This is a genomic window from Rhodococcus sp. Z6_132 (assembly GCF_058133635.1).
Genome location: NZ_JBYUNP010000002.1, coordinates 276,080 through 302,450, shown reverse-complemented (window position 1 = coordinate 302,450; position 26,371 = coordinate 276,080). Strand labels below are relative to the sequence as shown.

25 protein-coding genes and 2 tRNA genes are annotated in these 26,371 nt (G+C 72.9%); 18 read left to right on the top strand and 9 right to left on the bottom strand.

Annotated elements, in window-relative coordinates:
- Positions 1-45: 45 nt before the first annotated feature.
- Both AC3YO9_RS08075 and AC3YO9_RS08070 read left to right on the top strand, forming a co-directional pair.
- Positions 46-1,410 carry a DNA polymerase IV gene (locus AC3YO9_RS08075; protein ID WP_489982815.1) on the top strand — a complete coding sequence of 455 codons (1,365 nt, stop codon included), beginning with the start codon at positions 46-48 and terminating at the stop codon, positions 1,408-1,410.
- Between the two features lie 365 nt (positions 1,411-1,775).
- Positions 1,776-2,090, top strand: a complete 315-nt coding sequence (locus tag AC3YO9_RS08070; RefSeq protein ID WP_489982814.1) for a hypothetical protein — start codon at positions 1,776-1,778, stop codon at positions 2,088-2,090.
- A 54-nt stretch (positions 2,091-2,144) separates the two neighbouring features.
- On the opposite strand, the gene AC3YO9_RS08065 is transcribed toward AC3YO9_RS08070, so the two are convergent.
- The gene (locus AC3YO9_RS08065) at positions 2,145-3,599 is read right to left on the bottom strand and encodes an MFS transporter (protein WP_489982813.1); all 1,455 of its coding nucleotides are present in this window, start codon (positions 3,597-3,599) and stop codon (positions 2,145-2,147) included.
- Positions 3,600-3,718: 119 nt separating this feature from the next.
- Here AC3YO9_RS08065 and AC3YO9_RS08060 point away from each other — a divergent pair, with 119 nt between their 5' ends.
- Positions 3,719-4,297, top strand: a complete 579-nt coding sequence (locus tag AC3YO9_RS08060) for a TetR/AcrR family transcriptional regulator (RefSeq protein WP_489982812.1) — start codon at positions 3,719-3,721, stop codon at positions 4,295-4,297.
- 36 nt (positions 4,298-4,333) lie between these two features.
- Positions 4,334-5,479, top strand: coding sequence for a winged helix DNA-binding domain-containing protein (locus AC3YO9_RS08055; protein ID WP_489982811.1), 1,146 nt, complete (start codon positions 4,334-4,336; stop codon positions 5,477-5,479).
- A 9-nt stretch (positions 5,480-5,488) separates the two neighbouring features.
- Here the strand turns inward: AC3YO9_RS08055 and AC3YO9_RS08050 are convergent, their stop codons facing one another.
- Positions 5,489-6,697 (bottom strand): MFS transporter, encoded by a 1,209-nt coding sequence (locus tag AC3YO9_RS08050; RefSeq protein WP_489982810.1) that lies wholly within the window; start codon positions 6,695-6,697, stop codon positions 5,489-5,491.
- A gap of 228 nt (positions 6,698-6,925) precedes the next feature.
- Between AC3YO9_RS08050 and AC3YO9_RS08045 the strand changes: the two genes are divergently transcribed.
- Positions 6,926-7,801 carry a hypothetical protein gene (locus AC3YO9_RS08045; protein WP_489982809.1) on the top strand — a complete coding sequence of 292 codons (876 nt, stop codon included), beginning with the start codon at positions 6,926-6,928 and terminating at the stop codon, positions 7,799-7,801.
- Here the strand turns inward: AC3YO9_RS08045 and AC3YO9_RS08040 are convergent.
- The 5 genes from AC3YO9_RS08040 to AC3YO9_RS08020 form a co-directional block, all read right to left on the bottom strand.
- A complete protein-coding gene (locus tag AC3YO9_RS08040; protein WP_489982808.1) occupies positions 7,798-8,934 on the bottom strand; it encodes a zinc-binding dehydrogenase in 1,137 nt (378 codons plus the stop codon). The two genes, AC3YO9_RS08045 and AC3YO9_RS08040, sit on opposite strands and share 4 nt — an antisense overlap.
- Positions 8,935-9,015: 81 nt before the next feature.
- Positions 9,016-10,881, bottom strand: coding sequence for a S9 family peptidase (locus tag AC3YO9_RS08035; protein WP_489982807.1), 1,866 nt, complete (start codon positions 10,879-10,881; stop codon positions 9,016-9,018).
- A 1-nt stretch (position 10,882) separates the two neighbouring features.
- Positions 10,883-12,667, bottom strand: a complete 1,785-nt coding sequence (locus AC3YO9_RS08030; RefSeq protein ID WP_489982806.1) for an N-acetylglutaminylglutamine amidotransferase — start codon at positions 12,665-12,667, stop codon at positions 10,883-10,885.
- Positions 12,668-12,729: 62 nt separating this feature from the next.
- Positions 12,730-15,318: a glutamate--cysteine ligase gene (locus AC3YO9_RS08025; protein WP_489982805.1), complete on the bottom strand. Its 2,589-nt coding sequence runs from the start codon at positions 15,316-15,318 to the stop codon at positions 12,730-12,732.
- A 96-nt stretch (positions 15,319-15,414) separates the two neighbouring features.
- Positions 15,415-17,127, bottom strand: a complete 1,713-nt coding sequence (locus AC3YO9_RS08020; protein ID WP_489982804.1) for a DEAD/DEAH box helicase — start codon at positions 17,125-17,127, stop codon at positions 15,415-15,417.
- Positions 17,128-17,200: 73 nt separating this feature from the next.
- On the opposite strand from AC3YO9_RS08020, the gene AC3YO9_RS08015 reads away from it, so the two are divergent.
- The 9 genes from AC3YO9_RS08015 (at position 17,201) to AC3YO9_RS07975 (ending at position 23,029) form a co-directional block, all read left to right on the top strand.
- Positions 17,201-18,067, top strand: a complete 867-nt coding sequence (locus AC3YO9_RS08015) for a putative protein N(5)-glutamine methyltransferase (RefSeq protein WP_489982803.1) — start codon at positions 17,201-17,203, stop codon at positions 18,065-18,067.
- Entirely contained in the window at positions 18,064-18,549 is a 486-nt protein-coding gene (locus AC3YO9_RS08010) for a DUF5709 domain-containing protein (protein ID WP_489982802.1), read from the top strand. Before AC3YO9_RS08015 ends, AC3YO9_RS08010 begins: the two co-directional genes overlap by 4 nt.
- Positions 18,550-18,581: 32 nt before the next feature.
- Positions 18,582-19,346 (top strand): alpha/beta fold hydrolase, encoded by a 765-nt coding sequence (locus tag AC3YO9_RS08005; protein WP_489982801.1) that lies wholly within the window; start codon positions 18,582-18,584, stop codon positions 19,344-19,346.
- Between the two features lie 81 nt (positions 19,347-19,427).
- Positions 19,428-20,504, top strand: a complete 1,077-nt coding sequence (locus AC3YO9_RS08000; protein ID WP_489982800.1) for an alpha/beta fold hydrolase — start codon at positions 19,428-19,430, stop codon at positions 20,502-20,504.
- 58 nt (positions 20,505-20,562) lie between these two features.
- The gene (locus tag AC3YO9_RS07995; protein ID WP_489982799.1) at positions 20,563-21,342 is read left to right on the top strand and encodes an acyl-[acyl-carrier-protein] thioesterase; all 780 of its coding nucleotides are present in this window, start codon (positions 20,563-20,565) and stop codon (positions 21,340-21,342) included.
- A 102-nt stretch (positions 21,343-21,444) separates the two neighbouring features.
- Positions 21,445-21,684: a hypothetical protein gene (locus AC3YO9_RS07990; RefSeq protein WP_127783541.1), complete on the top strand. Its 240-nt coding sequence runs from the start codon at positions 21,445-21,447 to the stop codon at positions 21,682-21,684.
- A gap of 11 nt (positions 21,685-21,695) precedes the next feature.
- Positions 21,696-21,953, top strand: coding sequence for a DUF167 domain-containing protein (locus AC3YO9_RS07985; protein ID WP_127783542.1), 258 nt, complete (start codon positions 21,696-21,698; stop codon positions 21,951-21,953).
- A 92-nt stretch (positions 21,954-22,045) separates the two neighbouring features.
- Positions 22,046-22,118, top strand: a tRNA-Lys gene (locus AC3YO9_RS07980).
- Positions 22,119-22,231: 113 nt separating this feature from the next.
- A complete protein-coding gene (locus tag AC3YO9_RS07975) occupies positions 22,232-23,029 on the top strand; it encodes an SCO6745 family protein (protein WP_489982798.1) in 798 nt (265 codons plus the stop codon).
- A gap of 109 nt (positions 23,030-23,138) precedes the next feature.
- Here the strand turns inward: AC3YO9_RS07975 and AC3YO9_RS07970 are convergent, their stop codons facing one another.
- Positions 23,139-23,360 carry a DUF3618 domain-containing protein gene (locus AC3YO9_RS07970; RefSeq protein WP_127783544.1) on the bottom strand — a complete coding sequence of 74 codons (222 nt, stop codon included), beginning with the start codon at positions 23,358-23,360 and terminating at the stop codon, positions 23,139-23,141.
- A gap of 105 nt (positions 23,361-23,465) precedes the next feature.
- Between AC3YO9_RS07970 and bcp the strand changes: the two genes are divergently transcribed.
- Positions 23,466-23,954, top strand: coding sequence for a thioredoxin-dependent thiol peroxidase (gene bcp / locus AC3YO9_RS07965; protein WP_489982797.1), 489 nt, complete (start codon positions 23,466-23,468; stop codon positions 23,952-23,954).
- A gap of 3 nt (positions 23,955-23,957) precedes the next feature.
- Here the strand turns inward: bcp and AC3YO9_RS07960 are convergent.
- A tRNA-Leu gene (locus AC3YO9_RS07960) sits at positions 23,958-24,041 on the bottom strand.
- Positions 24,042-24,132: 91 nt separating this feature from the next.
- Between AC3YO9_RS07960 and AC3YO9_RS07955 the strand changes: the two genes are divergently transcribed.
- From AC3YO9_RS07955 to AC3YO9_RS07945, 3 genes are all read left to right on the top strand, one after another.
- Positions 24,133-24,540, top strand: coding sequence for a hypothetical protein (locus tag AC3YO9_RS07955; protein ID WP_489982796.1), 408 nt, complete (start codon positions 24,133-24,135; stop codon positions 24,538-24,540).
- Positions 24,540-24,893, top strand: coding sequence for a DUF3817 domain-containing protein (locus AC3YO9_RS07950; RefSeq protein ID WP_489982795.1), 354 nt, complete (start codon positions 24,540-24,542; stop codon positions 24,891-24,893). Before AC3YO9_RS07955 ends, AC3YO9_RS07950 begins: the two co-directional genes overlap by 1 nt.
- 101 nt (positions 24,894-24,994) lie before the next feature.
- A complete protein-coding gene (locus AC3YO9_RS07945; RefSeq protein ID WP_489982794.1) occupies positions 24,995-26,350 on the top strand; it encodes an HNH endonuclease signature motif containing protein in 1,356 nt (451 codons plus the stop codon).
- Positions 26,351-26,371 lie beyond the last annotated feature (21 nt).

The following is a 26,371-nucleotide window of genomic DNA, read 5'->3' as shown; positions in this document are numbered from 1 at the left end:
AGGAGGCGGGGCAGAACAGGGAGAGGCAGGACGGTGGACTCGGGCGTGCTGATCGTGCACGTGGACGCCGATGCGTTCTTCGCCAGCGTGGAGCAGCGCCAGAAGCCCTCGCTCGCCCACTCCCCGGTCATCGTCGGCGGGCTCGGTCCGCGGGGTGTGGTGGCCACCGCCAGCTACGAGGCCCGGCGCTTCGGCGTGGGCTCGGCGATGTCCACCGCCACGGCGCTGCGCCGGTGCCCCAGCGGGATGTTTCTGTCCCCGCGGATGCGTGCCTACCGGGAGCACTCCGCAGCCATCATGGCGGTGCTGCGGGAGCGGGCGGACGTGCTGGAGCAGGTGAGCATCGACGAGGCGTACCTGCAGGTGACCCTGGACGGCGACGACCCGCGGGAGGTGGTGGCGGCCCTGGCCGAGCAAGTGTGGCTGCGCACCGGGCTGCGGGTGTCGGTGGGTGCGGGCGCGTCCAAGCTGGTGGCCAAGCTGGCGGCGGGCGCGGCCAAGCCCCGCGGGGTGCGGGTGGTGACGCGCGCCGAGGAGCAGGCGTTCCTGGACGCGCTGCCGGTGTCGGCGCTGCCCGGGGTGGGGCCCATCGCGCAGACCAAGCTGGCTGAGATCGGGGTGCGCACCGTGGCCGAGCTGCGGGTGCAGCAGCCGCGGTCGATGGAGCGGCTGCTGGGGGTGGCCGCCGGGCACGCGGCCCTGGCGCTGGCGCACGGGCAGGACACCCGGCCGGTGGCGCCGGGCGGGCCGGCCAAGTCGATCAGCGCCGAGCGGACCATGGACTTCGACGTGCCCGCCTCCCGGCTCGACCCGGTGCTCGACCACGTCCTCGCCGCGGCGCACACCCGGCTGGTGGCCGCCGGCGTCGCCGCCCGCACCGTCACCGTGCGATTGCGGGACGCGCAGTTCGTCACCATCGGCCGGTCGGTGTCGCTGGGCAGCGCGTCGGCACAGCTGGGCCCGCTGCGCGCCGCGGCCCGCGACGCCCTGCAGGCCAGCATCAGCGCCCTCGGCCTGGACGCCGAGGAGGAGTCCGGTGCCGGGGCGCGGCTGCTCGGGGTGGCGCTGTCCGGGCTCACCCAGGACGCGCAGCTGAGCCTGCTGCCCGACGAGGACACCGCCACCGCGGACGCCACGCTCCCGGAGACGGCCCCGGCGGACGCTCCCGCCGCGGCGACCCCGCCGCAGTGGCCGGTGGGGGCGGACGTGGCGCACGACGAGCACGGCCGCGGCTGGGTGGTGCGCCACGTGGACGCCGAGCACGCCCCGTCCGGGCACGCCGAGGTGGTCGTCCGGTTCGAGGAGGCCGACTCGCGCACCGCGGTGCAGCGCCGCTTCGCCGTGGACGACACCCAGCTGCGCGCGGTGGACCCAGCGCCAGTGCGCCCACCGCAGCGGGCGCGCACGTAAGGGGCCACCCGGAGCTCGCGGCTGCTCGACAGGTGGCCTGGGGCGGCCACCCGGAGCGGGCGGGGGGTGCTCGACGGGTGGCCGGTATGGGGGCTGGCCCGTCAACCGCCTCTCGGCGAGTGGCCGCTCGTAGCGGCTGAAGGTGAGGCCCGGGGGTGAATCGGACCAGCCGATCGGTACAACGCTGCGAGGCCCGGAACATTCCCGCCCCGGGTCACCCGTTCAGCAGGTCCAGCCGGGCCGGCGGTGCCGGAGGAACAGCCCGGTGTGCTCGCGCGGACCACGGCAAGGGCCACGAGGATGGTGGCGGCGCAGCCGGGCCCCGCCTGCGCCGGCGACCCACCCCGAGGCGCATACTCGAACACATGTTCGAGTCATGGCCGCCGCAGTTCGACCCGCCGTGTCGCCGGGAGGTCCAGCCGCCCCGGCCGGTGCTCGTCGACCTGGGGGCGGTGCTGCCCACGCCGCCGCCCACCAAGGGGGCGCTGCCCATGCGGGTGCGCGCCGGCGGGCTCAGCTTCACCGGGCAGACCGAGGGGGCGCTGCTGGCGTGGGCGCGCACCACCCAGGGCGCCTGGCTCGGCTTCGTCCGCTTCACGGTGCGCACGGCCAACGGCCAGGGCAGCGTGGAGCTGCAGCAGTGGGTGCCCGACCAGGCGCTGCGCCCTGGAGACGACTGAGGCGCCGCGACGGTGGCTCGCCGCTGCGGCGCCTCAGTGGCTCGGGGGCAGTGGCTAGCCGGGAACGCCGATCGTGGCCCGCTCCTCCTTGCGCACCTTCTGGTGCGGGATGAACAGCGCCACCACGGCAGCCAGGCCCGACATGATCGCGCACGCCAGGAACAGCTGGCGGTAGGCGGTGAGCGAGGGCACCGCGATGCTGCCGATGGCCACGGTGCTGGCCGCCAGGATGCTGCCGCCGACCGCGCTGGCCAGCGAGCTGCCGACCGAGCGAACCAGGGTGTTCAGCCCGTTGGCCGCGGCGATCTCGTGTGACGGGGTGTGCGCGTTGATCAGCGAGGGCATGGCCGCGTAGCCGATGCCCGTGCCGATGCCGACGATGGTGGTGCCCGCGATCACCTGGAACAGCGACCCGGTCATCACCATGCGCAGCAGCCAGCCCACGGCCACGATCACCGCGCCCAGGGCCAGCGTCTGCGGGCCACCACGCACGGCGACCAGCTTGGCCGAGATGGGCGCGAAGAACAGCATGCACAAGCCGCTGGGCAGCAGCGCCAGTCCACCCACCAGCATGGAGGAGCCGAAGCCGTAGCCGCTGGACTCCGGCGCCTGCACGTAGGAGGAGGTGCCGATCAGCGAGGCGTACAGCGCGAAGCCGAACAGCGCGGAGGCGATGTTGGTCAGCAGGATGGGCGGGCGGCGCAGGGCCACCAGGTCGACCAGCGGGTCCTTGGCGCGGTGCTGCCACCAGCCGAAGACGGCGAAGAGCACCACCGAGAGCGCCAGCAGGCCGATCACCTTGGCCGAGCCCCAGCCCCACTTCGACGTCTCGGCCAGCGGCAGCAGCAGCGAGACGAGGGCGCCGGCCAGCAGGACGGTGCCCAGCGCGTCGATGCGACCGCCACTGCGTGCACGCGCCTCCGGGACGAACGCCAGCACACCGGCGAAGGCGATGGCGCTGCCGCCGGCCATCATCCAGAACAGGACGTGGAAGTCGGCGTGGTCGGAGATGTAGCCGGCCAGCGGAAGGCCCAGTGCACCGCCCACACCCAGCATGGCGCTGACGATGGCGATGCCGGTGCCGGCCCGCTCCTTGGGCAGCAGCGTGCTGAGCAGGCTGATGCCCAGCGGGACGGCCGCCATGGAGATGCCCTGGATGGCGCGGCCGAAGATGAGCAGGGCGATGTTGCTGGTGACGGCGGTGATCAGCGAGCCGAGGACCAGCACGCCCAGAGCGATGAGCAGCATCCGCCGCTTGCCGAACATGTCCCCCATGCGGCCGAGCACCGGGATGGAGATGGCGGCGACCAGCAGGGTGGAGGTGAGCAGCCACTGCACGTTGTCCGGCGAGGTCTCCAGCTGGACCGGGAGCCGGGCCAGCACCGGGATGAGGATGGACTGCGACAGCGACACCACCAGGGCGCCCAGTCCGACGAAGAACAGCCAGGCGCCGGTCCGTCCTGGTGGAGCCTCGCTGGAGGTGCTGGTGGGGGCGGCGTCAGCGGTCATTCGCGGAGATCTCCTCATCGTGGGGTCGTGCACGCCTGCCGACGTGGCCGACCGGGGAGTCAACACTGTTGACCTGGAGGTGTCAACAGTGTTGACAGACGCTCGGGCATAATGGGCAAATGTCCGATTCACCTGGTCAGCGAGCCGCCGAGCCCCCGCGGGCCACCCGGGACCTCATCGCGCAGCACGCGGCCGAGCTGTTCGAGGACCAGGGCTACGCCGCCACCTCGATCCGCGCCATCGCCCGCGCCGCCGGGGTGGACCCGGCACTGGTGATGCGGCACTTCGGCTCCAAGGAAGAGCTGTTCGTGCACGTGCTGGGCTTCGAGAAGCACTTCGGCCCCAAGCTCGACGGGCCGGCGGAGACGCTGGGCGCCAGCCTGGTCGACTACGTGCTGTCCCCGGACCACGGGCACATGCGGCGGACGTTCCTGGCCCTGGTGCGCGCCTCCGACCGGGCGAGCGTCCGGGTGGGTCTGCAGAAGGCCATCCGCAGCTCCTTCGTGGACCAGCTGGCCCCCCGCCTGGCCGGCCGGGACGCGGAGCTGCGGGCCAACCTGATCTCCGCCCAGCTGGGTGGGCTCATCCAGAGCTGGTCGATGAGCGACCTCGACCACCTCCCCGACGGGCACCGGCGCCGCATCGTCGAGCACTACGGCCGCGCCGTGCAGCAGCTGCTGGACGCCCCACCCGACTGACGGCCCCCAGCGCTGCGCCGTGGCACCCTCGAGCGCATGAGCACGACCTCGGGCAGCCCCCTGGCCGTCACCCGCGCGCAGGTGCTGCGCTCTCGGGTGCGCACCCAGCAGCTCGACCGCGAGCCGGCCAGCGCCTCCGTGGCCACGACGGACGTGCTGGACCTGGGCGTGCAGGACACCGGAACCGGCGGTGCCGCGTGGTCGCTCACCAACCGCGGGTGCGCGGTCCCCAGCACCGGTGACGACGAGCTCGCGCTGGCCTGGACGGTGCGCGGCGCCCCGCACGCCTACCGGCGCACCGACCTGCCCGACGTGGAGCTGGCGCTGCGCCCGTGGTCAGACCGCGACGCGGGCAAGCGGATCTTCGACGCCAGCAAGCCGTTGACGGCTGCAGGCATCGGCACCCTGGACGCCCTGGCTGCAGTGGCCACCGAGCTGCGCGACCTCGTGGACGCCCCGATGGTCAAGGGCGAGCTGTCGGGGCGGCTGGCCGAGCGGATGCCCGAGCCGTACCTGCGCTGGTGCACGCCGTGCAGCGCCACCCACCTGCACGAGATGCCGTTCCGGCTCGCGGCGCTGCACGCGGGCCTGGAGCTGGCGGCGGGCACCTCTCCCCCGGTGCTGCGCCGGGTGCCGGGCTGGCCCGCCGACCAGGTCGCCAACCTGGACGCGGCCGCCGTCCCCGACCGGCTGCACCTGGTGCGGGCGTTCCTGCACCACCTGGGCCCGGCGACCCCGGCAGAGGTCGCGGCCTACCTGGACGCCCCGCTGGCCGACGTGCGGCAGCAGTGGCCCGACGACGTGGTGGCCGTGCAGGTTGACGGCCAGGCAGCGAATTCGTGGGTGCTGGCCGCCGACGCCGATGTCCTCCGTGGTGCCGCCGAGGACCAGCCGTCCGTGGTGCGACTGCTGGGCCCGTTCGACCTGTTCCTTCAGTGCCGCGACCGCGAGCGGGTGGTGCCCGACGCGGCGCACCGCAAGGACCTGTGGCGCACCCTCGGCCGGCCCGGGGCGGTGCTGGCCGACGGCGAGGTGGTGGGGACGTGGCGCCCCCGCGCGACGGGCCGACGGCTGCGCCTGGAGCTGTCGCCGTGGCAGGAGTGGAGCACCGGAGTGCGCGCGGCGGTGGAGCGCGAGGCGCAGCGGCTGGCCGAACACCGTGGGCTGGAGCTGGTGCCCTGACCGGACGGGTCAGCTGCCGACAGACACCGGCTCCTCAGCCTCGGCAGCCAATACCGCAGCGCTGCGCTCGCAGCGGTTGAGCACCAGCGAGAGGATCAGCAGCGCGAGCCCCACCGCGACCAGCCCAGCACCCACCAGGTTGGGCGCGCGAAAGCCTGCCCCCGCGGCGATCACCAGTCCGCCCAGCCAGGCACCCAGGGAGTTGGCCACGTTGAAGCCGGACTGGATGGCCGAGGAGACCATGGTGGGTGCGTCCTCGGCCTGCCCGATGATCCGCGTCTGGATGGCCGGGCCCATGCCCATGCTGAACAGGCCCACGAAGAACAGCAGCGTCACCGCCAGCCACGGCACGGACGCCCCCAGGCTCAGCAGCACGAGCACCACCATCAGCCCGACCAGGCCGGCCACCAGGGTGCGCTCGGGGGCCCAGTCGGCGAGCTTGCCGCCCAGGTAGGAGCCGATGGTCATGCCCACACCCACCACGATGAGGATGCCGGTGATCGAGCTGGGCGCGAAGCCGGCCACGTCGGTCATCATCGGCGTCACGTAGCTGTAGCAGGCGAACAGCCCACCGAAGCCGAAGGTGACCACCGCCAGCGACAGCAGCACCTGCGGCCGGCGCAGCGCAGCCAGCTCGTGGCGCAGCACCGGAACCTCGTCGTCGGGAGCGCGCTCGACGGTCGGGACGAGCACCGACACCGCCACCATGGTGGCCACCCCGATGACGGCCACGGCGGCAAAGGCGTAGCGCCAGCCCAGCGACTGCCCCAGCAGCGTGGCGCCGGGCACGCCCACCACGTTGGCGATGGTGAGGCCCAGGAACATCATCGACACCGCCCTGGCCCGGCGACCGGGCTCGACCATGCCGGCCGCCACCACCGCCCCCACGCCGAAGAACGCACCGTGCGGCAGCCCGGCGATGACGCGGGCGGTCAGCAGCAGCTCGTAGGTGGGGGCGAGGGCGGAGAGCAGGTTGCCCGCCGCGAACAGGCCCATCAGCCCGAAGAGCACCGTCTTGCGCGGCAGCCGCACGGTGGCCGCGGTGAGCACCAGCGCACCCACCACCACCCCGGCGGCGTAGCCGGAGATGAGGTGTCCCGCAGTGGGGATGGAGATCCCGACGTCCGCAGCCACCTCGGGCAGCAGACCCATGATCACGAACTCCGTGGTGCCGATCGCAAAACCGCCGAGAGCAAGCGCGAGCAGCGCGACAGGCAAGAGATTTCCTCCGAAGGACGAGCGAGGGTCGGCAGCCGGACGAGCGGCGCAGCAGGACCTGTCTCAGGTTAGGCGCCGGGCCCCGCCAGGGCGCCCCAGTGCTGCCAACATCACGTCCTGAACCGCCACCATCACGTCCCGCCACGCCTGGCTCTGGTCCCAGAATCCCGGCCACCGGGCACTCGCAATGTTCGCCACCTCCGCGCCATTCCGTGAGATGGTGACGAAATGGTCGAGAACGCCGGGCTCCCGCACCAGCACCTCAGCTGCGAGCAGCAGCTCGTCGACGCCTGCACCGCGCTGCTCTCCGGAGCCGGCTCCGCCCAGCAGTTTCGGCACCACTTCGCCGGGGCAACGGTGTACGTGGAGCGCTCGCCGGAGGCCGACCTGATGGTGCGCACCGTGCCCGGCATGGGCAGCTGGGTGCTGGCCTTCTCCTGTCCGCAGCGCCTGGAGGGCTACGAGGGTCCGTGCCGGTGGCAGGTGCTCACCGGTGGCGAGCTGCAGTCCCAGCTGCCGCCGGACGTGGGCATCCTGGTCGATCCCGCCGACCCGCACACCGTGGCCCTGCCGCCACCGCGCTCGGGCGCCCGCCGGTGGGCCGGGCCGCTGGAGGCGATGGTGCTGCTGCGCCCGGCCCTCAACGACAACGAGCCGCTGCTCTACGCCGCCACCAGCCCGGCGGCCGGTGCGCGCGAGGCACAGCTGGGTGAGGTGGAGCGTCGCCTGGGCCATCCGCTGGAGCGGCTGCACCGCGAGCTGCTGGCCTGCGTCAACGGCTGGCGCGGCTTCACCACCTTCGTGGACCTGCTGAGCACCGACGAGCTGGGCCGCGGTGCGCGCTGGGAGAGCGAGCGCACCCGCACCGCGCAGTGGTTCACCGGTCGCGACGGCAGCGTCGATCCCGCCACCGTCTACCTGCTGGGGGCCAGCGAGCCGGAGGAGTCGCTCAACCAGCTGTTGCTGTGGCGCCAGGGCCCGCTCTCCCCCCGCGGCGGTCGCCCGGTGATCTGGCTGGACGGCGACCACGCCGACCACTACCCCGACCTGTACGAGCTGCTGGTCGCCGAGCTGGCGGCCCAGCAGGACAGCCTCACCCGCTAGCTGTTCGGGGTGATCAGGTACTTGGCGCCGGTGGACTGCGACCCGTAGCCGGCCATCTCCGACAGCTGCAGCGCCTGGGCCAGGGAGATCTCCTTGGCGTAGCGGCTGGCGAAGGTGGTGGTCAGCTCCGCGGCCACCCGCTCCTGCAGGCGGCGTCGCACGTCGTGGCCCACCCGCTGCAGGAACGGGAACAGCAGCCAGCCGCCCATCCCCCACGCGAAGCCGAAGTTGCGCCGGATCTCGGTGGGGCGCGGGTCCAGCGCGCCGTAGATGTAGACCTGCTTGTGCACGTCGGTGCCGTAGCGGGAGTACTCGGTGACCTTGCGGTTGAGGGCCTGCTCCATGCAGGTGAGGATCTGCCCCGCCCCGTTGCCGCCGCCGATGGCGTCGAAGGCGATGGTCGCCCCGGTGGCCGCGATCGCGTCGGTGAGGTCGGACATGAAGCTGTCCGAGGTGGAGTTGCAGACGTGGGTGGCGCCGAGGTCGCGGAGCAGGTCCTCCTGCTCCTGCTTGCGGACGATGTTCACCATCCCGATGCCGTCGGCCAGGCAGATCTTGTTCAGCATCTGGCCCAGGTTGGACGCCGCGGCGGTGAACACCAGCGCGGAGTGACCCTCGCGGCGCATCGTCTCCACCATGCCCAGCGCGGTCAGCGGGTTCACGAACGCCGACGCGCCCTGCTCGGCGGTGACGCCCTCGGGCAGCGGCATGCACTCCACGGTGCTGACGCAGCGGTACTGGGTGAACATCCCGCCGCCGATCATCGCCACCCGCTTGCCCAGCAGGGCCTGGGCCTGCGGGCCGGACCCGGCGGCCACCACCGTGCCCGAGCCCTCGTTGCCCACCGGCATGGGCACGTCCACCCGCTGGGCCAGGGCCCGCATGGCGGCGCTGGACAGCTCGGCCGTGACCACCGGCCGGGACTCGGTGCCCGAGGCCTGCGCGGTGCGCATGTCCGCACCGGCGAACAGCAGCCCGAGGTCGGAGGGGTTGATGGGCGCAGCCTCCACCCGCACCACCACCTCGTCCTCACCGGGTGCGGGCACCGGCACCTCCTCCAGCGACAGCTCCAGCCGCCCCGCGCTGCTCACCAGGGAACGAATCTCCAGGGTCGTGCTGGGCAGGTCGGTCATGGCGGGTGCTCCGATGCTCGGGGGAAGGGGGGCCTCCCCTCCACCCTCACACCCGTGGGTGCGCGCCGCCAGCGTTGCTGCTCAGCCGGCGTGCTGGGTGACCCAGCGGACCACCGCGTCCACCAGCGCGGCCCGGTTGGCCCGGGTGACGATCTCGTGGCCCTCGTCGGGGAACAGCAGCAGCTCGGCCTGCCCGCCCTGCCGCTGCACCGCCGCCACCACCTGCTCCGACTCCGACACCGGCACGTTGGTGTCGTGCGCGCCGTGCACCACCAGCAGCGGCGCGGTGAGCTTGGCGATGTGGCTGATGGGTGAGAGCTCCTCCAGCAGCTGGCGGTCGCGCACCGGGTGGCCGTACTTGGGGTAGGCCGCCTCGGCGATCCACGGCTCGGTGTTCTCGTAGAAGCTGGCCAGGCTGCTCATCCCGCAGATCGCCACCCCCGCGGCGAACAGCTCGGAGTGGAAGGTCAGCGAGGCCAGCGTCAGGTAGCCGCCGTAGGAGCGGCCCGCGCACGCCACCCGCGCAGGGTCGGCGATGCCCTCGGCCACCAGGTGGGCCACGCAGTCGGCCACGTCGTCGATCCCGGCGAAGCGCTTGTCCCCCTCGTCGGCGTGCACAAACGTGCGCCCGAACCCGCCGGAGCCGCGGACGTTGGGCGCGAAGACGCTCACCCCCGCGTCCACCAGCGCGGGGTACAGCTCGCTGTAGGTCGGCCGTTCCTGCGCCTCCGGACCACCGTGGAAGTACAGCAGCACCGGGCCGGGACCGGAGTGCGCCGAGCGGTAGAGCCAGCCCGACAGCGGGGTCCCGTCAGCGGCGGTCAGCTCGCACAGCACCGGGGAGTGCACCGGCACCGGCGCCGGGTCCACCGGCTCCAGCGGGCCCCACTCCCCCGTGCGCGGCTCCACCAGCGCCACCGACGGCGGCATGCTGGGACCCTGCACGGTGACCGCGAGCATCGAGCCGCCCGCGCTGACGCTGAGGTCGGCGGCCACCAGCCCGGGCAGGTCCACCGGCGGGTGCAGGTGGCCGTCGGCAAGGTCGAGCACCTGCAGCTCGCTCACCCCGCCCACGTTCCACAGCAGCGCCACGGTCGAGCTGTCGTCGCTGACCACGAACTCGTCCAGGTCGCAGTCCGCCCGCTCGGCGAGCACCCGCCAGGAGATGGCCTCGCCGCCGCCCTCCCAGAGGGCCACCTCCAGCAGCCTGGCGTGCTCGCCGCCGTGGTCGCTGCGCACCAGGGCCCGGACGCGACGCCGGGCCGGCGGCTGGTCGGGCCCGTTCCAGCGGTACTTCTCCGGCCGCCCCGGGCTGTGCCGCTCGTCCAGGAGGATGCCGGCGTCGGTGGTGGAGCCCGGGTCGCGGGGCAGCAGCGGCAGGGCGGCACCGCCGCGCAGCATGAGCAGCTCGCGGTCACCGCGCGGCCCCACCCGCAGCAGCGCCGTGCCGTCCCAGGAGTCCACCAGGTGCCCACCCCGGCGCCGGTCGAGCACCTGCACCGCCTGGGTGTGCGGGTCCACCAGCCGAGCCTCGGCCACCCCGTCGGCGTCGATCGCCGTCACTGCCACCCGGGTGCCGTCCCAGCCGGCCAGCTCCATCGAGCAGTCCTCAGCCGTGCCCAGACGGCGGGCGGCGCGGTCGTCCGGATCGGTGGTCACCACCCACACCTGGGTGCGGGTGGCGCCGTCGGGGGCCATCTGGCAGGCCAGCCAGCGCCCGTCTGCGGAGTGGATGACCTTGGTGATGGGCCCGGACACCGGCAGCTCCACCCAGCGGGCGTGGGTGGTGGTGCGCCCGGACAGGAAGCGCTGCTCGGCCCGGGGGTAGCCGCCCTCGTCGACGATGCAGGCGAAGGCGGTGGCATCGGGCGAGAGCGAGGCGTGCGAGGTGAACCGCACCCGCTTGGTCAGCCCCGCCGGCTCCGGCAGCCCCACGAACGTCGTCACGCTAGAACCTCTCCATCGTCTGCAGCCACATCTCCAGCACCGCCACCTGCCACAACGAGCTGGACCCCAGGGTGGTCCGGTCCTCGTTGGGGGTGGCCAGCAGCTTCTCCAGCGCCTCGGGACGGTAGAGCGCCCGGTCGCGGGCGCTGCGACTGCCCAGGGCGTCGTGCACCAGCTCCAGCACACCGCCGTCGAGGTGCCGGATGCCGGGCACCGGGAAGTAGCCCTTGGTCCGGTCCACCACCGCCGCCGGCAGCAGCGCCCGGCTGGCGTCCTTGAGCACCCCCTTGCCGCCCGAGGCCAGCTTCAGCTCCGGCGGGCAGGTGGCGGCCAGCTCCACGAACTGGTGGTCCAGGAACGGCACCCGGGCCTCCAGCCCCCACGCCATGGTCATGGTGTCCACCCGCTTCACCGGGTCGTCCACCAGCATCACCGTGGTGTCCAGCCGCAGCGCGGCGTCCACCGCGGTGGACGCACCCGGGCGCTGCTGGTGGGCGCGGACGAAGTCGGCGCTGACGTCGTGGTCGAGGTGGTACTCCGCCGACAGCAGGGAGCCGATGGCGTCGTGCGGGCGGTCCACGAACACCGCCCGGTAGGCCTCGCTGGCCTGGGCCCGCGGCACCCCCAGCAGCGGGGGGTACCAGTCGTAGCCGCCGAGCACCTCGTCGGCGCCCTGACCGGACTGCACCACCTTGACGTGCTGGCTGACCTCCTGCGACAGCAGGAAGAACGCCACGCAGTCGTGGCTGACCATCGGCTCGCCCATCGCCGCGATCGTGGGCTCCACCGCCGGCAGCAGCCGCGCGGAGTCCACGTGGATCTGGTGGTGGGCGGTGCCGAAGGTGTTCGCAACCAGGTCGGAGTAGGCGTACTCGTCGCCGGACTCCCCGCCCGCGGAGTCGAAGCCGATGCTGAAGGTGGCCAGGTCGCGCTGGCCCTGCTCGGCCAGCAGCGCCACCACCAGGCTGGAGTCGATGCCCCCGGACAGCAGCACCCCCACCGGCACGTCGGCCACCATCCGGCGGGACACGGCGGTGCGCAGCGAGTCCAGCAGCGCCTGCTGCCAGTCGCGGGCGGACCAGTCGGCCCGGTCGGGGCTGGGCGCGAAGACGGGGTCCCAGTAGCGGTGCTCGCTGCTGGTGCCGTCGGGCTGCACCACCCGCACGGTGGCCGGTGGCAGCTTGCGCACCCCCCGGTAGATGGTGCGTGGGGCGGGCACCACCGAGTGGAAGCTGAGGTAGTGGTGCAGCGCCACCCGGTCGAGCTCGGTGTCCACCCCGCCCCCGGCCAGCAGCGCCTGCACCGACGACGCGAAGCGCAGCCGCCCCGGCGACTCAGCCAGGTACAGCGGCTTGATGCCGAGGCGGTCGCGGGCCAGGGTGAGCACGCCGCTGCGGTGCTCGAGCACGGCGAGGGCGAACATCCCGACGAAGTGCTGCACGCAGTCGCTGCCCCAGCGGTGGAAGGCCTTGAGCACCACCTCGCTGTCGGAGGTGGAGGCGAAGCGGTAGCCCTGCCCGGCCAGCTCCGCGCGCAGCTGCTGGTAGTTGTAGACGCAGCCGTTGAACACCAGCGACAGGCCCAGCTCCTCGTCCACCATCGGCTGGCTGCCGCGGCTGGACAGGTCGATGATGCACAGCCGGCGGTGTCCCAGCGCCGCGGCGCCGCGCACGTGCACGCCGCCGCCGTCGGGGCCGCGCGTGGTCATCGCCTCGGTCATCCGCTCGACCGCGCCCACGTCGGGGCTGGAGCCGTCGAACCTGATCTCGCCGCACAGACCGCACATGTCGATCTCCTCGTCTCCTGGTGGTGACTGGTCCAGCCCGGAAGTCCGCAGCCCTGGGCTGCTCAGCCCTGGATCCAGGTGTCCTTCCCACCGCCGCCGCGCGAGGTGTTCACGATCTTGGTGCCCGCGGGCGCCACCCGGGTGAGCGCGGCCGGCACCACGTGCGCGTCCACCCGGTCGCCGTCGGCGCGCAGGTGCACGAACGCCCGCAGGTCCACGTGGTGGGGGTAGAAGCCGGTGCCGTCGAAGGTGGGGTGGGTGGACAGCGGCACCACCTCCTGGGCGATGTAGCGCTCCGGGTGGGTCATCAGCTCCACCCGACGCTCGGCCAGCTCCTCGTCGGTGCACTCCGGCCCGATGGTGATGCCCGCACCACCGAAGCCGTCGATGGGCTTGACCACCAGCTCCGCGAGCCGGCCGAGCACCTCGTCGCGCTGGGCGCGGTCGGCGCACACCATGGTGGGCACCTGGTCGAGGATGGGCGCCTGGCCCAGGTAGTAGTCGATCATCGCCGGGACGTAGGGGTAGATCGCCTTGTCGTCACCCACCCCGTTGCCCAGCGCGTTGGCCAGGGTCAGGGTGCCGTTGCCCAGCGCCTCGGTGAGCCCCTGGCGCAGCGGCTGGCCGTCGTGGCCGAGGGAGGACAGCAGCATGTCCTCGTCCATCCGCACGTAGAGCACGTCGATGCGCCGGGACTGGCGCCCGTGGTGCAGGTGCAGCACTCCGTCGTTCACCGACAGGTTCTCCGTGCGCACCAGCGGCAGCCCGGTCTGGTCGGCGATCAGCTTGTGCTCGAAGTAGGCCGAGTCCTGCCAGCCGGAGGTGAGCACCGCGGCGGACACCGCGTCACCGGCCCGCGGGGGTGCGGCGGCCAGCAGGGTGTCCCGGATCATCCCGGCCACCGCGTCGTGGGAGAGCACGTCGGCCGGCATCTCCAGCTCGGGGAGAGTTCCGCACATCAGGCTGCGGTTGGCCAGGGCGTAGGCGACGCCGGAGGGCACCCGCAGGTTGTCCTCCAGCACCAGCCACGAGCCGGGTCCGGTGCACACCAGGTCGACCCCGCTGAAGTGGGTGCGCACCCGCCCGCGTGGGGCCAGCAGGCCGCTCTCGCGCAGGCCCGGCGCCCGGTCGAGCACCTCCGGCGGCAGCACCCCGTCGTGCACCAGCGTGCGCTCGCCGTAGACGTCCTCGATGAACGCGTTGAGCGCCAGCGTGCGCTGGGCGAGGCCGCGCTGCAGCAGCTCCCAGTCGTGGGCGGGCACCAGCCGCGGCACCACGTCCAGCGGGAAGATCTGCGGCTGGCCCTCCCCGCTGACCCGGAAGGTCACCCCGTCGATGCTCTGCTCCCGCTCCACCTCCGCCTGCCGCTTGCGCAGCCCGGCCGGACCGAGCCCGGCGGCGAGCTTCAGCACTTGCTGGTACTCCGGCCGCACCTCGCCCCGGTGGTCCACGGCCTCGTCGTGCACGTCCACCACGGGGGGGCTGCCCAGCAGCTGGTAGCCGTGCAGCAGCGTGCCCTCGGGGTCGGAGATCTCCGCCTGCGGGGTGAGCAGGCACGCCGTCTCGGCCATCAGCAGGTCCACGACGTCGGTGAGCAGGCCGCGCCGGCGCAGGGTGCGGCGCTGACGGGAGGCGGAGCTCCCCACGTGCACGGCGCTGCGGGCCAGCTCGGAGATGGTGTCCCAGTCGCCGGTCTGCACCAGCTGCGGACGCAGCATCCGCACCAGCGAGTCGACCACCTCTCCGGCGGGACGGGGCGTGCCGGTGACCACGTCGACCAGCTCCCCCTCCAGCCCGGAGCGGGCCGCCCGCCACAGCGCGGCGCGGTTGAGCGTGGTGGAGACCTGCAGCGGCGGGACACCTGCCCGCAGGTCTGCCACCTCGCGCTCCACCAGCGCGCGGAAGAGGCCGGCGATGAGCACCACCGAGTCCACCGACGGGCAGCCGTCGCAGATCCGCAGCTCCAGGGTGGGCAGCCGGGTGGAGGGGCGGACGTCGAAGTAGACCATCCCCGGGTCGGTGATCACCCCGCTGGAGACCAGGTCGCCGACCAGCGCGTCGTACTCCGCGGCCGAGCCGGCGCCGCTGCTGGCGCCGGTGGTGGGCCAGCGCAGCCACACCAGGGTGCGGGCGCTGGCGTAGCCGGTGTCCGAGCCGTCGGCCCAGAACGGCGAGCTGGAGCTGAGCGCGAGGAAGACCGCCAGGTAGGGCGCCACCCGGTTGGCCACCACCACCGCCTCGTCCCGGTCGGGCAGGTCCACGTGCACCTGGGTGCCGCAGATCAGCTGCTCGCGGGCCAGCAGCTGGTAGTCGGCGAGCATCCGCCGGTAGCGCGGGGTCTGCGTCACCTGCATCTCCGAGGGCACCGACAGCGGCACCGCCCCCGCGGCCACCACCCCCATGCCCAGCTCGGCTGCCGCGCTGCACAGCATCCGCCGGTGACCGACCAGGTCGGCGCGCAGCGCCTGCAGGTCGGCGAACGCGCCGCTGTTCACCTCGACCACGCAGCGCTGCAGCTCCTCCACGTAGACCTGCGGAGGAAGCGTGGCCAGCAGCTCCGGCGCCCGCGCGGTGAGTCGTCGCGTGCGCGCGTCGACGAGGTGGAACTCCTCCTCGACGCCCATCTTCCTGATCCCCCCAGATGCAGTCATGCGGCCAAACGTAAGTGCGCCACGTGACGGACCGGTTACAGCAGCGTGACGCCCACGGCGCGACCCCACCGGACCTCGACCAGCCCGGGGACCGGTTCAGCTCAGGGCGTCGTCGGGCAACCAGTCCGCGCCCAGCAGCTCGGCGATGGAGTGCAGCGCCGTGGTGTCGGCACCCACGCTGTCGCTGCTCTGGCGCAACCGGTCCAGCATCACCGCGGCCACCTGCTCCTCCACGGTGCTCACCCCGTAGCCGAGGTACCACGGGCACACCTGGTGGTCGCGGTGCGTGCGCCCCAGCGTCTGGCGCGCCTCGATGCCCGAGTACGACGGCTGGTGGATCAGCCCCACCCGTGGGGTGGCGCTGGCCCGCGTGCCGTCGGCCAGCAGCTCGTTGGCGTGCAGGCTGATCGAGGAGCTGGTGTTGAACACCACGACGTCGGCGGCACCGCGCTGGAACAGCATCCGCTCGTGCTCGCGGTCGGCGTCCGGGCCGAAGATGCGGGCCACCTGCAGGCCCCGGTCGGTGAGCAGCTCGGCCAGCGGCTCGGCGGCGGTGCCCACGAAGTTCACCGACACCGCCACCTGGTAGCCGCGCTCCACCTGGGCGTGCACCCACTCCGCGCTCGCCGGGGCCCGCAGCATGCCGGCCTTCTGCCGGAAGCGCAGCACCGCCGCCCGCCCGCGAGCCACGTCGCGCCCGCGCCGGGCCAGGCCCATCTCCCGGCAGTACTCGCCCCACTCGCTCTCGTAGGCGCTGCGCTCGTCGGCGGAGAGGTCCACCGGCAGGCCCTCCAGCGGCGCCGGCCCCCACGGTGCGGAGCGGTGCAGCATCACCGGTGGGTCGGCCTGGGTGAGCCAGCCGCGCACCGTCTCGGTGGCCGCCTGCTGCACCGCCCCGGACTCCTTGGCCTGCGCCGTCCAGGTCCACCGCGTGCGGGAGCGCTCCAGCGGGATGCCGGCGGCGGCCATCCGGGCGCCCAGCGGCGACCACCGCGCCGGCGGCTCGTCGTGCACCTGCGCGAACAGCGGCGACAGGTAGGTCATCTCGCCGGGGTGGTGGCCGGGCGTGGCGGTGAGGGCGAGCACGAACGGCGCGGTGTCGTGGGCGTCGGTGTAGCGGGCGATGCGCCGCATCGCGGTGGTGCGCTGGGTGTCGGTGTGCCGGTACAGGTGTGCCTCGTCCAGCACGCAGATGCCGAAGCGGTAGCGCGGCTTGCCGTTGCGGGCCAACAGCTTGCGCAGCTGGTCCGGCGAGAGCAGCAGCCAGCGCAGCCCGCCGTCGCCCACCGCGGCGATGGAGGCCCGCCAGTGCGCGATGGTGATGGAGGTGGGCCGGTCCACCGTCACCAGCACGCTGGTCTCCCCGCGCAGCTCGGCGATCTCGCGGACCGCCATGACCGCGGTGATGGTCTTGCCGGTGCCCGGGTCGTCGGCCAGGTAGAAGCCGCGGGCGCCGGCACGGGCGGCAGCGACGATGGCCTCGGCCCCGTCGCACTGCTCGGGCCGCGGCAGCCGCGGGTGGGCCTGCGCACCGGGGCCCACCTCGCCGTTGAGCTCGTCCTCCACGAAGCGCTGGTAGCTGTAGGGCAGCGAGGCGTAGGGCGCCAGCGCGGCGGGCAGCTCGGCGCCCACGTAGGCGTGGGCCTTCCAGGCCGGCACGTAGCTGACGCCGGGCAGCTGCACCCGGAAGGGCACCTCGAGGATCCAGATCCGCTCCCCCGGGCCCGCGGTGGGCACCGGCTTGACCGTCTTGGCGGTGCGGGTGCGGGGGGTGCTGCCGCGGCGCCTGCTCGGTGCTCGGCCGGTCACGGCAGGGCTCTGCGGGAAGTGTCGATGGCGAACAGGCTAGCGCCTGCCCCCGTCGGGAGTAGGTTCGCCGCTGATGGCCGTCGACCTCGACCCCGAGCACGTCAGTGCGCTCGTCGCGCAACTGCGTGCGGCGGGCTGCGTGTTCGCCGAGGACGAGGCCCAGCTCCTGGCACGGTCCGCCGACACCGTGGCTGAGCTGGCCGCGACGGTGGCCCGGCGCACGTCGGGAACCCCGCTGGAGCACGTGCTGGGCTGGACCGAGTTCGACGGTCTCGTGGTGGCAGTGGACCCCGGGGTGTTCGTCCCGCGCCGGCGCACCGAGGCGCTGGCCGAGCAGGCCGTGACGGCGGCCCGCTCGCTGGGGCGGCCCCCGCGGGTGGTGGTGGACCTGTGCTGCGGGTGCGCCGCGGTGGGGCTGGCGGTGCTCACCGGGCTGGCCAGCGGGCCTGAGCCCGTCGACGGGGTGCAGCTGTACGCCTCCGACATCGACGCGCCCGCGGTGCGGTGCGCCGCCCGCAACCTCGCCGGCACCGGCGCCCGGGTGCTGCACGGCGACCTGTTCGACACCCTGCCGGCGCAGCTGCACGGGCAGGTGGACGTGGTGGTCGCCAACGTGCCGTTCGTGCCGACCGCCGAGCTGGCGCTGCTGCCCACCGAGGCACGCGACCACGAGCCGCGGGTCGCTCTCGACGGTGGCCCGGACGGGTTGCGGGTGCTGGCGCGCACCTGCGCGGCAGCCCCGTCCTGGCTCGCCCCTGGCGGGCGGCTGCTGGCGCAGACCAGCGCCGCGCAGGCGCCCCAGGCGTGCGCCCTGCTGAGCGCGCACGGCCTGCAGCCGACTGTGGTGCACGACCAGGAGCTGGACGCCACGGTGGTGCTGGGTCGCGCCCCTGAGCGGCACGAGCGCAGCCGCCCGCACAGTGACATCGTGGAGGCATGACCGGACCTGAGAGCTTCAGAGATGAAGGGGACAGCGAGTACAGCCTGGACCCCGAGGACCAGCTGCCCCAGGAGGACACCCTGCTCTACCGGGGCGTGGACGACGCCCTGGACGAGGGCTACTCGCCACCGGAGTACCCGCGCCCGGAGATGCGCCCGGACAGCTCGCCCACCTACGAGCGGGACGGCAGCGCCACCATGGACGAGCTGCTGGCGGAAGAGGTCCCCGACCCCGCGGCCGAGATCGACGAGCCGCTGGACCGCGACGACCAGTGGCGCTCCGACGTCGCCGAGCGGGCCAGCGAGTTCCCGCGGGACGAGGAGGTCGGCAGCCCGCGCTCCGGGCGGCTGGTCGCCCCGGACGAGGGGGTGGGCCCGGACCTCGACGCCGAGCTCTTCGCCGAGGACGTCGGCATCGACGGCAGTGCCGCCTCGGCCGAGGAGGCGGCGGTGCACGTGATCGACGAGGACGCGACGGACTAGTCCACGCCCCACCACGCACGCACGGAGGCTCGATGTCCGGCTACGTCACCGTGAACGGGGTCAACACCTGGTACGCCGAGCACGGGTCCGGCGAGCCGCTGGTGCTGCTGCACGGCGGGATGAGCGACCAGCTCAACTTCATCGCCAACGTCGACGCGCTGGCCGAGCACTTCCACGTCTACGTCCCGGAGCGCCGCGGCCACGGGCACACCCCCGACGTCCCCGGCCCCATCACCTACGAGCTGATGGCCCAGGACACCGTCGCCTTCCTCGACGAGGTGGTGGGTGGTCCGTGCCGGCTGATGGGCCACAGCGACGGGGCGACCATCGGGCTGCTGGTGGCCCTGCGCCGACCGGACCTGGTGCAGCGGCTGGTCAGCGTGAGCGGCAGCATCCACCACAGCGGCAGCGTGGAGGGCTGGCTGGAGGCGGAGGCGCTGACGTCGGTGGTGGCCGACTCCTACGCCGCGGTGTCCCCCGACGGTCGCGAGCACCTCGCCGTGGTCGCCGCCAAGCTGGGCCGCATGTGGGCGGAGGAGCCGACCATGTCCCCGGAGGTGCTGCGCGACGTCGCCGCCCGCACCCTGGTGATGGCCGGCGACGACGACGGCATCGCGCTGGAGCACACCGCGGCCATGTTCCGGGCCATCCCGGACGCCGAGCTGGCGGTGGTCCCCGGCACGTCGCACACGCTGCTGCTGGAGAAGCCGGACCTGTGCAACCGCATGGTGCTCGACTTCCTGCTCCACGACGCCACCCCCACCCTGGTGCCGCTGCGGCGCGCGGCCCGGCGCTGACCAGCGGCGACCCGGCTCGCCGTTACTCGCACGCAACGCTCGCCTGACGCCCCGGCAACCCCCCGCCTGGACCATGCAGGGATGCCCCGCGACACGAGCACGCGCACGCTGCCGGACCCGCCACCCCTGCGCGTGGTGCAGGACCCGCCGCCGGCGCCGGGGGGCGAGGTGCAGCTGCGGCACCGCACCATCCACGGCTACCGGCGGGCGTTCCGGACGGCGGGCAGTGGTCCGCCGCTGCTGCTCATCCACGGCATCGGGGACAGCTCCAGCACCTGGACCCACGTCATCGACGAGCTGGCCCAGAGCTTCACCGTCATCGCACCCGACCTGCTGGGCCACGGCCGCTCGGACAAGCCGCGCGCGGACTACTCGGTGGCCGCCTACGCCAACGGGATGCGCGACCTGCTCACCGTGCTGGGCATCGAGCGGGTCACCCTGGTGGGCCACTCCCTGGGCGGCGGCGTGGCCCTGCAGTTCGCCTACCAGTTCCCGCACATGGTGGAGCGGCTCGTCGTGGTGGCCCCCGGCGGGGTGACCAAGGAGGTCAACCCCGCGCTGCGCCTGGCTGCCCTGCCGGTGGCCAACCAGGCGCTGCGCCTGCTGCGGCTGCCCGGTTCCCTCACCGTGGTGGGCCTGCTCGGCCGGGTGTCCGAGCTGCTCTACCGGGGCCCGCTGCGGGGGGCCACGGTCTTCCACGACGTCCCCGACCTGGTGCGCGTGCTCAGCGACCTGCCCGACCCCACCGCGCGCGAGGCGTTCCTGCGCACGCTGCGGGCGGTGGTGGACTGGCGCGGGCAGGTGGTCACCATCCTCGACCGCGTGCACCTGACCTCCCAGCTGCCGGTGCAGATCATCTGGGGCGCGGTGGACACCGTGGTCCCGGTCAGCCACGCCTACCTGGCCCACGCCGCCATGCCCGGCTCGCGGCTGGACGTCTTCCCCCGCAGCGGTCACTTCCCCTTCCGCGACGACCCCGAGGGATTCCTGCGGGTGGTGCGGGAGTTCCTCGCCGAGACGGAGCCGATGGTGTTCGACCCGCAGGTGTGGCGGGAGACGCTCATCGCCGGCGTCGCCCCTGCCCTCGGGGAGAGCAGCCCCGCCATGCGCCGGGCGGTGCTGGGCACCATCGGCGCCGACGACCGGAGCGCCACGTGAGCGGCCGCGGCCTCCCCCGTCCCACCGAGAACGCCTGCAGGGGGCAACATGTCAGCACATGAGAACGCTCGAACCCACTGAGTTCACCGCGGTCCCCACCGAGGGCCGGGTGTTCACCCAGCAGCGCCGGGTCCGTGCCAACGACGTGGACCCACAACGGCGGCTGCGCCTGGACGGGATGGCGCGCTACCTCCAGGACATCGCCTTCGACGACCTCAACGACGCCGGGTTCGGCGAGAAGCACGCCTACTGGGTGCTGCGTCGCTGCGTCGTCCGGGTGCTGCGTCCGGCCCAGTTCGACGAGGACGTCCGGCTGCACTCGTGGTGCTCGGGCTACGCCAGCCGGTGGTGCACCAAGCGGGTGCAGATCGAGGGCGACGACGGAGCGCTGATCGAGACCGAGGGCTTCTGGGTGAACGTCAGCGCCGAGACCGGGATGCCCACCCCGCTCTCCCAGGACTTCTTCTCGATGTTCCACCTGCCCGCGGCCGACCGGGAGCTGCGCTGGCGGCGGATGCTCACCCCGCCCCGGGCGCCCGAGGGCGAGCACCTGCGGGGCACGCCGTTCCCGCTGCGGGTGACCGACTTCGACTGGTTCTCCCACGTGAACAACGCCGCCTACTGGTTTGCCGTGGAGGAGCACCTGGACGCCGTGCACCGCGGACTGCTGGACGGCCCGCACGAGGCGGTGCTGGAGTACAACACCCCCATCACCCGCGGTGAGCAGGTCGAGGTGATGACCACGACCGACGCTGACGCCGTGCACCTGTGGTTCCTGGTGGCCGGCCGTGTGCGCGCCGCTGCCCGCATCCGCCCGCTCGGCCCGGACGCGCTCTGAGCTCCCCCACCCCCAGGTCGCCCACGCCACCGGCATGCGCAATGCTCGGGGAGGCCGCCGCACGGCGATGCTGAACAACGCTGCGAGACAAGGGAGACCAGAGTGGCTGTGACCCGCGATGACCTGCGACGCCTGATCGACGCCGGGCCGGAGAACTACCGGCTGGTGCTGGAGGAGGGCAAGGCCAAGGTCACCGACCCGACCGACGAGGTGGACTCGGCCGACGTGGAGATCATCAACCGCGACGAGCTGGTGGAGCGCCTGCCCGCCGAGTACAGCGACACCGACCTCGACCAGCTCGCCACCACCCTCGACGCCACGGTCGGTGACCTCGGCGCCTGAGCCAGCACCACGTGCGGGTCGCCATCCGGGTGCGCCCGGGCGCCAGTCGGACCGAGGTCGGCGGGTCTCACGACGGCGCCCTGGTGGTCCGGGTGGCGGCTCGCGCCGTGGACGGCAAGGCCACCGAGGCGGCGCTGCGAGCGGTGGCCGAGGCGTTCGGCGTGCGCCGCCGCGCGGTCGAGCTGGTCAGCGGGCCCACCAGCCGCACCAAGGTGATTGAGGTCACGGGCGGCACGCAGGGCAGGCTCGACCACCTGTTGTCCGGCTGACCTGGGCCAGCGCCGTCAATGCGCCTGCTGACCTGCCGATTTCGCGAGTCGCCAGAGCCCCTGTTATCGTTTGTCTCGCGCCGCAAGCGCATGCGCCGTTAGCTCAATTGGCAGAGCAGCTGACTCTTAATCAGCGGGTTCGGGGTTCAAGTCCCTGACGGCGCACTCGCCTGAACATCACCCGCCCGGGTTACCCCGGGCGGGTCTTTTTCTGTCTGGCTCCCTGCTCGCTGAGCCGCCAGAGCGCCACTTTCCGCCGCCGGTCGTATCGTCGGACCATGGTCGAGACTCGGCGGCTGGGTGCAATCACCGAGGTGCTGCACGCCGCGGTGTACTTCGCACCCGAGGCCGAGAGCGCCTACCTCGACCTGGGCCTGCGCGGGTTCTGGCCCGGCTACTTCGCCTCCCGGGCCGCCGCGCTCGGACCCGCCAGCGCGGAGCTGGTCACCGCGGTCTTCGCTGGGTTCGCACCCGACTTCGTCGCCCGCGCGGTCCCCGAGATCTGGCGGGTCGTCTCGCCCCGGGACGTCCTGCAGGCGCGCCAGGACGCCGCGGTGGGGGCGCTGCGCCGGCTGCTGGGCGACGACGGGGTGGACGTGACGCGGGCGGCGTCCCTCACCGGCTCAGCGGTGGCCTCGCTGGACCTGGCCGGGCGTCCGCTGGCGGCCGCGCACGCCGCCCTGCCCCGTCCCGACGACCCGCTGGCAGCGCTGTGGCACGACTGCACGGTGCTGCGGGAGCACCGCGGGGACGGCCACGTCGCGGCGGTCACCGCCGCCGGGCTGCGCTGGCCGGTGCCGCACCTGATGGCTGCCGACCGGGTGCCCGACCGGCAGCAGGAGTTTCGAGGGTGGAGCGATGCGCAGTGGCAGGCCGCGGAGGAGGAGGCTGCCGACGTCGACCCGGCGGCCGCGGCAGTGCTGGAGGAGCACACCGACGTGCTGGCCGCCCGGGCCTACGAGACCATCGACACGGTGGCGCTGCGGCGCCTGCTCGAGCCGCTCGCCCAGCTGGTGGTGGACGGGGACGGTGTGCCCTTCCCCAACGCCATGGGCTTGCGCCGGCCCGAGCTCTGAGCCTCTGGGCGCAGATCCGATGGGCGCAGACCCGATGGGCGCGCAGGAGCCCCCGTCCGCGCGGGGCGGACGGGGGCTCCTGGAGAGCGTCAGGCCTGGACGGCCGTGCTCAGCGGAAGATCTTGCGCAGGACCAGCACGCCCACCACGGCCCCAACGCCGATCAGGGCGTTGCGCACGGCGGGCTCCTCGAGCTTGGCCAGCACGGTGTGCTTGACGTTGTCGATCATGCGCTTGGGACTGGCCCGCACGGTCAGCTCGTCCACGGTCCGGGCCAGCTGGTCCCTGGCGCGCTCGATCTCACGCTCGATGTTCTCGGTGTCCCGTGCCACGTGTCCTCTTCTCTCCGAATAGCGCTGAATCTCCGACCTACCGTAGAGCAGACGGTGCCGCGAGACCCAGCACAGGTGTCGGCGTCGGGCGGTAACCTGCCTGTCGTGACTGACACGACTCGGCTCGCCCCCGGCGACGACGCACCCGACTTCACCCTGCCCGACGCCGACGGCAACCCCGTCTCGCTGGCGGACTACCGGGGCCGCGCCGTCATCGTCTACTTCTACCCCGCGGCCATGACGCCAGGCTGCACCAAGCAGGCGTGCGACTTCAGCACCAACCTCAACGAGCTGGAGGGCGCGGGGCTGGCGGTGCTGGGCATCTCCCCCGACGCCCCGCCGAAGCTGGCCAAGTTCCGGGAGAAGGAGGGGGTCACCTTCCCGCTGCTGTCCGACGCCGACAAGTCGGTGATGCAGGCGTGGGGCGCCTTCGGGGAGAAGAAGCTCTACGGCAAGGTCGTCAACGGAGTCATCCGCTCGACGTTCGTCGTCGACGCCGAGGGCAAGATCAGCGTGGCCCAGTACAACGTCAAGGCCACCGGTCACGTCGCCAAGCTGATGCGCGAGCTGGACGTCGCCCAGGCCGCCGGCTAGGCGTGCGGGAGAAGGGACTCGAACCCTCACACTCTTTCGAGCACCAGGACCTAAACCTGGCGTGTCTGCCAATTCCACCACTCCCGCGTGCACGACAGCATAAAGGTGCCTGTGGGGCTGGCCACCAACGCTGTCCGCCCCCGGTGCACAACCGGACGCAACGGGTACCGTCGACGTCGTGACACCACCCGCCCGGCGCCACCGCGGCGCACTCGTCGCCCTCGTGGTGGTCGTCTTCTGTGGCTGCATCGGTCTCGGCTGGTGGCAGTGGGAGCGCTTCTCCGAGAGCAGTGGGACGGCCCAGAACCTGGGCTACGCCTTGCAGTGGCCGCTGTTCGCGCTGGTCAGCGTGTACGCCTACCGCAAGTTCGTCCGGCTGGAGGAACAGCAGCAGGACGACACCATCGAGGTGGCCGGGGGTGAGCAGGACCCGGAGGAGATTCCGGCCGACCTGTTGCCCGCCCGGCCGACAGCGGCCGCGCCGGTCCACGAGGGTGCCCTCTCCGACTACAACGCCTACCTCGCTGACCTCGCCGCGCAGGACCGGCACGCAGCGACCGATCGCGATTCCACCAGGAGCAGCTGATGACCACCGCCAAGTCCGCGAGCGCCCCGGCCCACGAGGTGAGCCCCCGGGTGGGGCCGGCGCTGACGCGCTACCGCGTGCTCGCCTACGTCACCGGTGTGCTGCTCGTCGGGCTGGTGGTCGCGATGATCTTCAAGTACACCGTGGGTGACGCGGGAGTCACCTCCATCATCGCCATCGCCCACGGGTGGATCTACGTCGTGTACCTGCTGCTGGCCCTGGACCTCGCGGTCAAGGCGCGCTTCCGTCCCGGCTCGGCGGTGCTGGTGCTGCTCGCGGGGACCATCCCCCTGATGTCCTTCGTGGCCGAGAACAAGGTCACCAACAAGATTCGTCGGGGCGAGCGCCTCTAGCTCTCCCCGCAGAACGGGCCGCACCTTGTCGGGGGCGGCCCGTTTGCTGTCTGCGCTGGTCACAGGGCCAAAATGTCGGGGCCTCGCCTTATGCTTCGAACATGAGTTCGAACGGTGTCGCGGCGGACCTCCCCGACGAGGTCGCCTCGTTGCTGGCTGAGCACGCTGCGGTGATGGTGCGGTTGCAGCAGGTGCCACTGGCCGGGCTGTCCGATGCTGGGGTGTTGGCGGTGGTGCGCGAGGTGGAGCGGGTGCACCGGATGAAGCCGACGGTGGATCACCGGTTGATCGTGGAGATGGAGTGCCGTTCCCTGGCCACGGTGTTCCTGGCCCGGGGCACGGCGGGGTTGCTCTCTGAGACCCTGCATCTGGACGTGCAGGAGGCCCGGGCTCGGGTGCGAGCCGCCTTGGTGCGGGGTCCTCGGTCGTCCTTCACCGGGGAGGATCTCGGGCCGGTCCATCCTGCGTGCGCGGCTGCTGAAGCCGCTGGTGAGATCTCGCCGCGGCATGCCGAGATCATCGCCAAGACGCTGCACGACCTGCCGGCCTCGCTGGACGCTGAAACGACCGCCATGGCCGAGCAGACCCTCGCCGCGCAAGCCTGCGCGCTGCGGCCCTCCGAGCTGGCCAAGGCCGCGGAGCGACTGGTGGCCTACCTCGACCCCGACGGGCGGGAAACGTCCGACGCCGATCGCGCGCGGCGGCGCGGGTTCACCATCGGTAGGCAGCGCCCGGACGGGATGAGCCGCATCAGCGGTGAGCTCGACCCCATGACCCGGGCCCTGGTGGATGCCGCCTTCTCCGCTGCCGCCCGGCCGGTGTCGGAAGAGGGGACTCCGGATCCGCGGAGCGCCGCCCAGCGCAACCACGACGCGCTGGCCACGCTGTGCCGCAACGCCCTCTCCTCCGGCGAGCTGCCCAGCAACCGTGGTCTGCCAGCCACGGTGGTGGTCACCATGGGACTGGCGGACCTGGAGCGCCGCACGGGAACTGCCTCCACAGCCTCCGGCGGGACCGTGCCGGTGCGCGACGTGCTCCGCATGGCCGCGGAGGCGAAGTGGCTGCCCTGCGTGCTCGACTCCGCCGGACAAGTCCTGCACCTGGGCACCGGGCAACGCCTGGCCTCACCGGCGCAACGGTTAGCCCTGTATGCCCGAGACCGTGGCTGCACCCGACCCGGCTGCGAGATGCCCGCCCAGTGGACCCAAGTCCACCACCTGCACGAGTGGCAACACGGCGGCCCCACCGACCTAGCGAATCTCGCGCTCGTCTGCCCGTTCGACCACCGCCTCATCACCCACGAAGGCTTCACCGTCCGCATGGGCACCAGCGGCCGCATCGAGTGGATCGCACCCCGACATGTTGACCCACAACAGGTTCCGCGCACCAACCCGATCCACCACCCACCCGACCTGAGCGACTCCGACCCTCCAGCCCGCTGCCGGGAGGTGGCGTAAGTGACGTCCGAGGTGGCTGTG

Coding starts and splice junctions, on each gene's coding strand:
- AC3YO9_RS08070 (WP_489982814.1), top strand. CDS start 1,776: ATGTTCGAGTCATGGCCGCCGCAGTTCGACCCGCCGTGTCGCCGGGAG.
- AC3YO9_RS08065 (WP_489982813.1), bottom strand. CDS start 3,599: ATGACCGCTGACGCCGCCCCCACCAGCACCTCCAGCGAGGCTCCACCA.
- AC3YO9_RS08060 (WP_489982812.1), top strand. CDS start 3,719: ATGTCCGATTCACCTGGTCAGCGAGCCGCCGAGCCCCCGCGGGCCACC.
- AC3YO9_RS08055 (WP_489982811.1), top strand. CDS start 4,334: ATGAGCACGACCTCGGGCAGCCCCCTGGCCGTCACCCGCGCGCAGGTG.
- AC3YO9_RS08045 (WP_489982809.1), top strand. CDS start 6,926: ATGGTCGAGAACGCCGGGCTCCCGCACCAGCACCTCAGCTGCGAGCAG.
- AC3YO9_RS08040 (WP_489982808.1), bottom strand. CDS start 8,934: ATGACCGACCTGCCCAGCACGACCCTGGAGATTCGTTCCCTGGTGAGC.
- AC3YO9_RS08030 (WP_489982806.1), bottom strand. CDS start 12,667: ATGTGCGGTCTGTGCGGCGAGATCAGGTTCGACGGCTCCAGCCCCGAC.
- AC3YO9_RS08025 (WP_489982805.1), bottom strand. CDS start 15,318: ATGACTGCATCTGGGGGGATCAGGAAGATGGGCGTCGAGGAGGAGTTC.
- AC3YO9_RS08015 (WP_489982803.1), top strand. CDS start 17,201: ATGGCCGTCGACCTCGACCCCGAGCACGTCAGTGCGCTCGTCGCGCAA.
- AC3YO9_RS08010 (WP_489982802.1), top strand. CDS start 18,064: ATGACCGGACCTGAGAGCTTCAGAGATGAAGGGGACAGCGAGTACAGC.
- AC3YO9_RS08005 (WP_489982801.1), top strand. CDS start 18,582: ATGTCCGGCTACGTCACCGTGAACGGGGTCAACACCTGGTACGCCGAG.
- AC3YO9_RS08000 (WP_489982800.1), top strand. CDS start 19,428: ATGCCCCGCGACACGAGCACGCGCACGCTGCCGGACCCGCCACCCCTG.
- AC3YO9_RS07995 (WP_489982799.1), top strand. CDS start 20,563: ATGAGAACGCTCGAACCCACTGAGTTCACCGCGGTCCCCACCGAGGGC.
- AC3YO9_RS07975 (WP_489982798.1), top strand. CDS start 22,232: ATGGTCGAGACTCGGCGGCTGGGTGCAATCACCGAGGTGCTGCACGCC.
- AC3YO9_RS07950 (WP_489982795.1), top strand. CDS start 24,540: ATGACCACCGCCAAGTCCGCGAGCGCCCCGGCCCACGAGGTGAGCCCC.
- AC3YO9_RS07945 (WP_489982794.1), top strand. CDS start 24,995: ATGAGTTCGAACGGTGTCGCGGCGGACCTCCCCGACGAGGTCGCCTCG.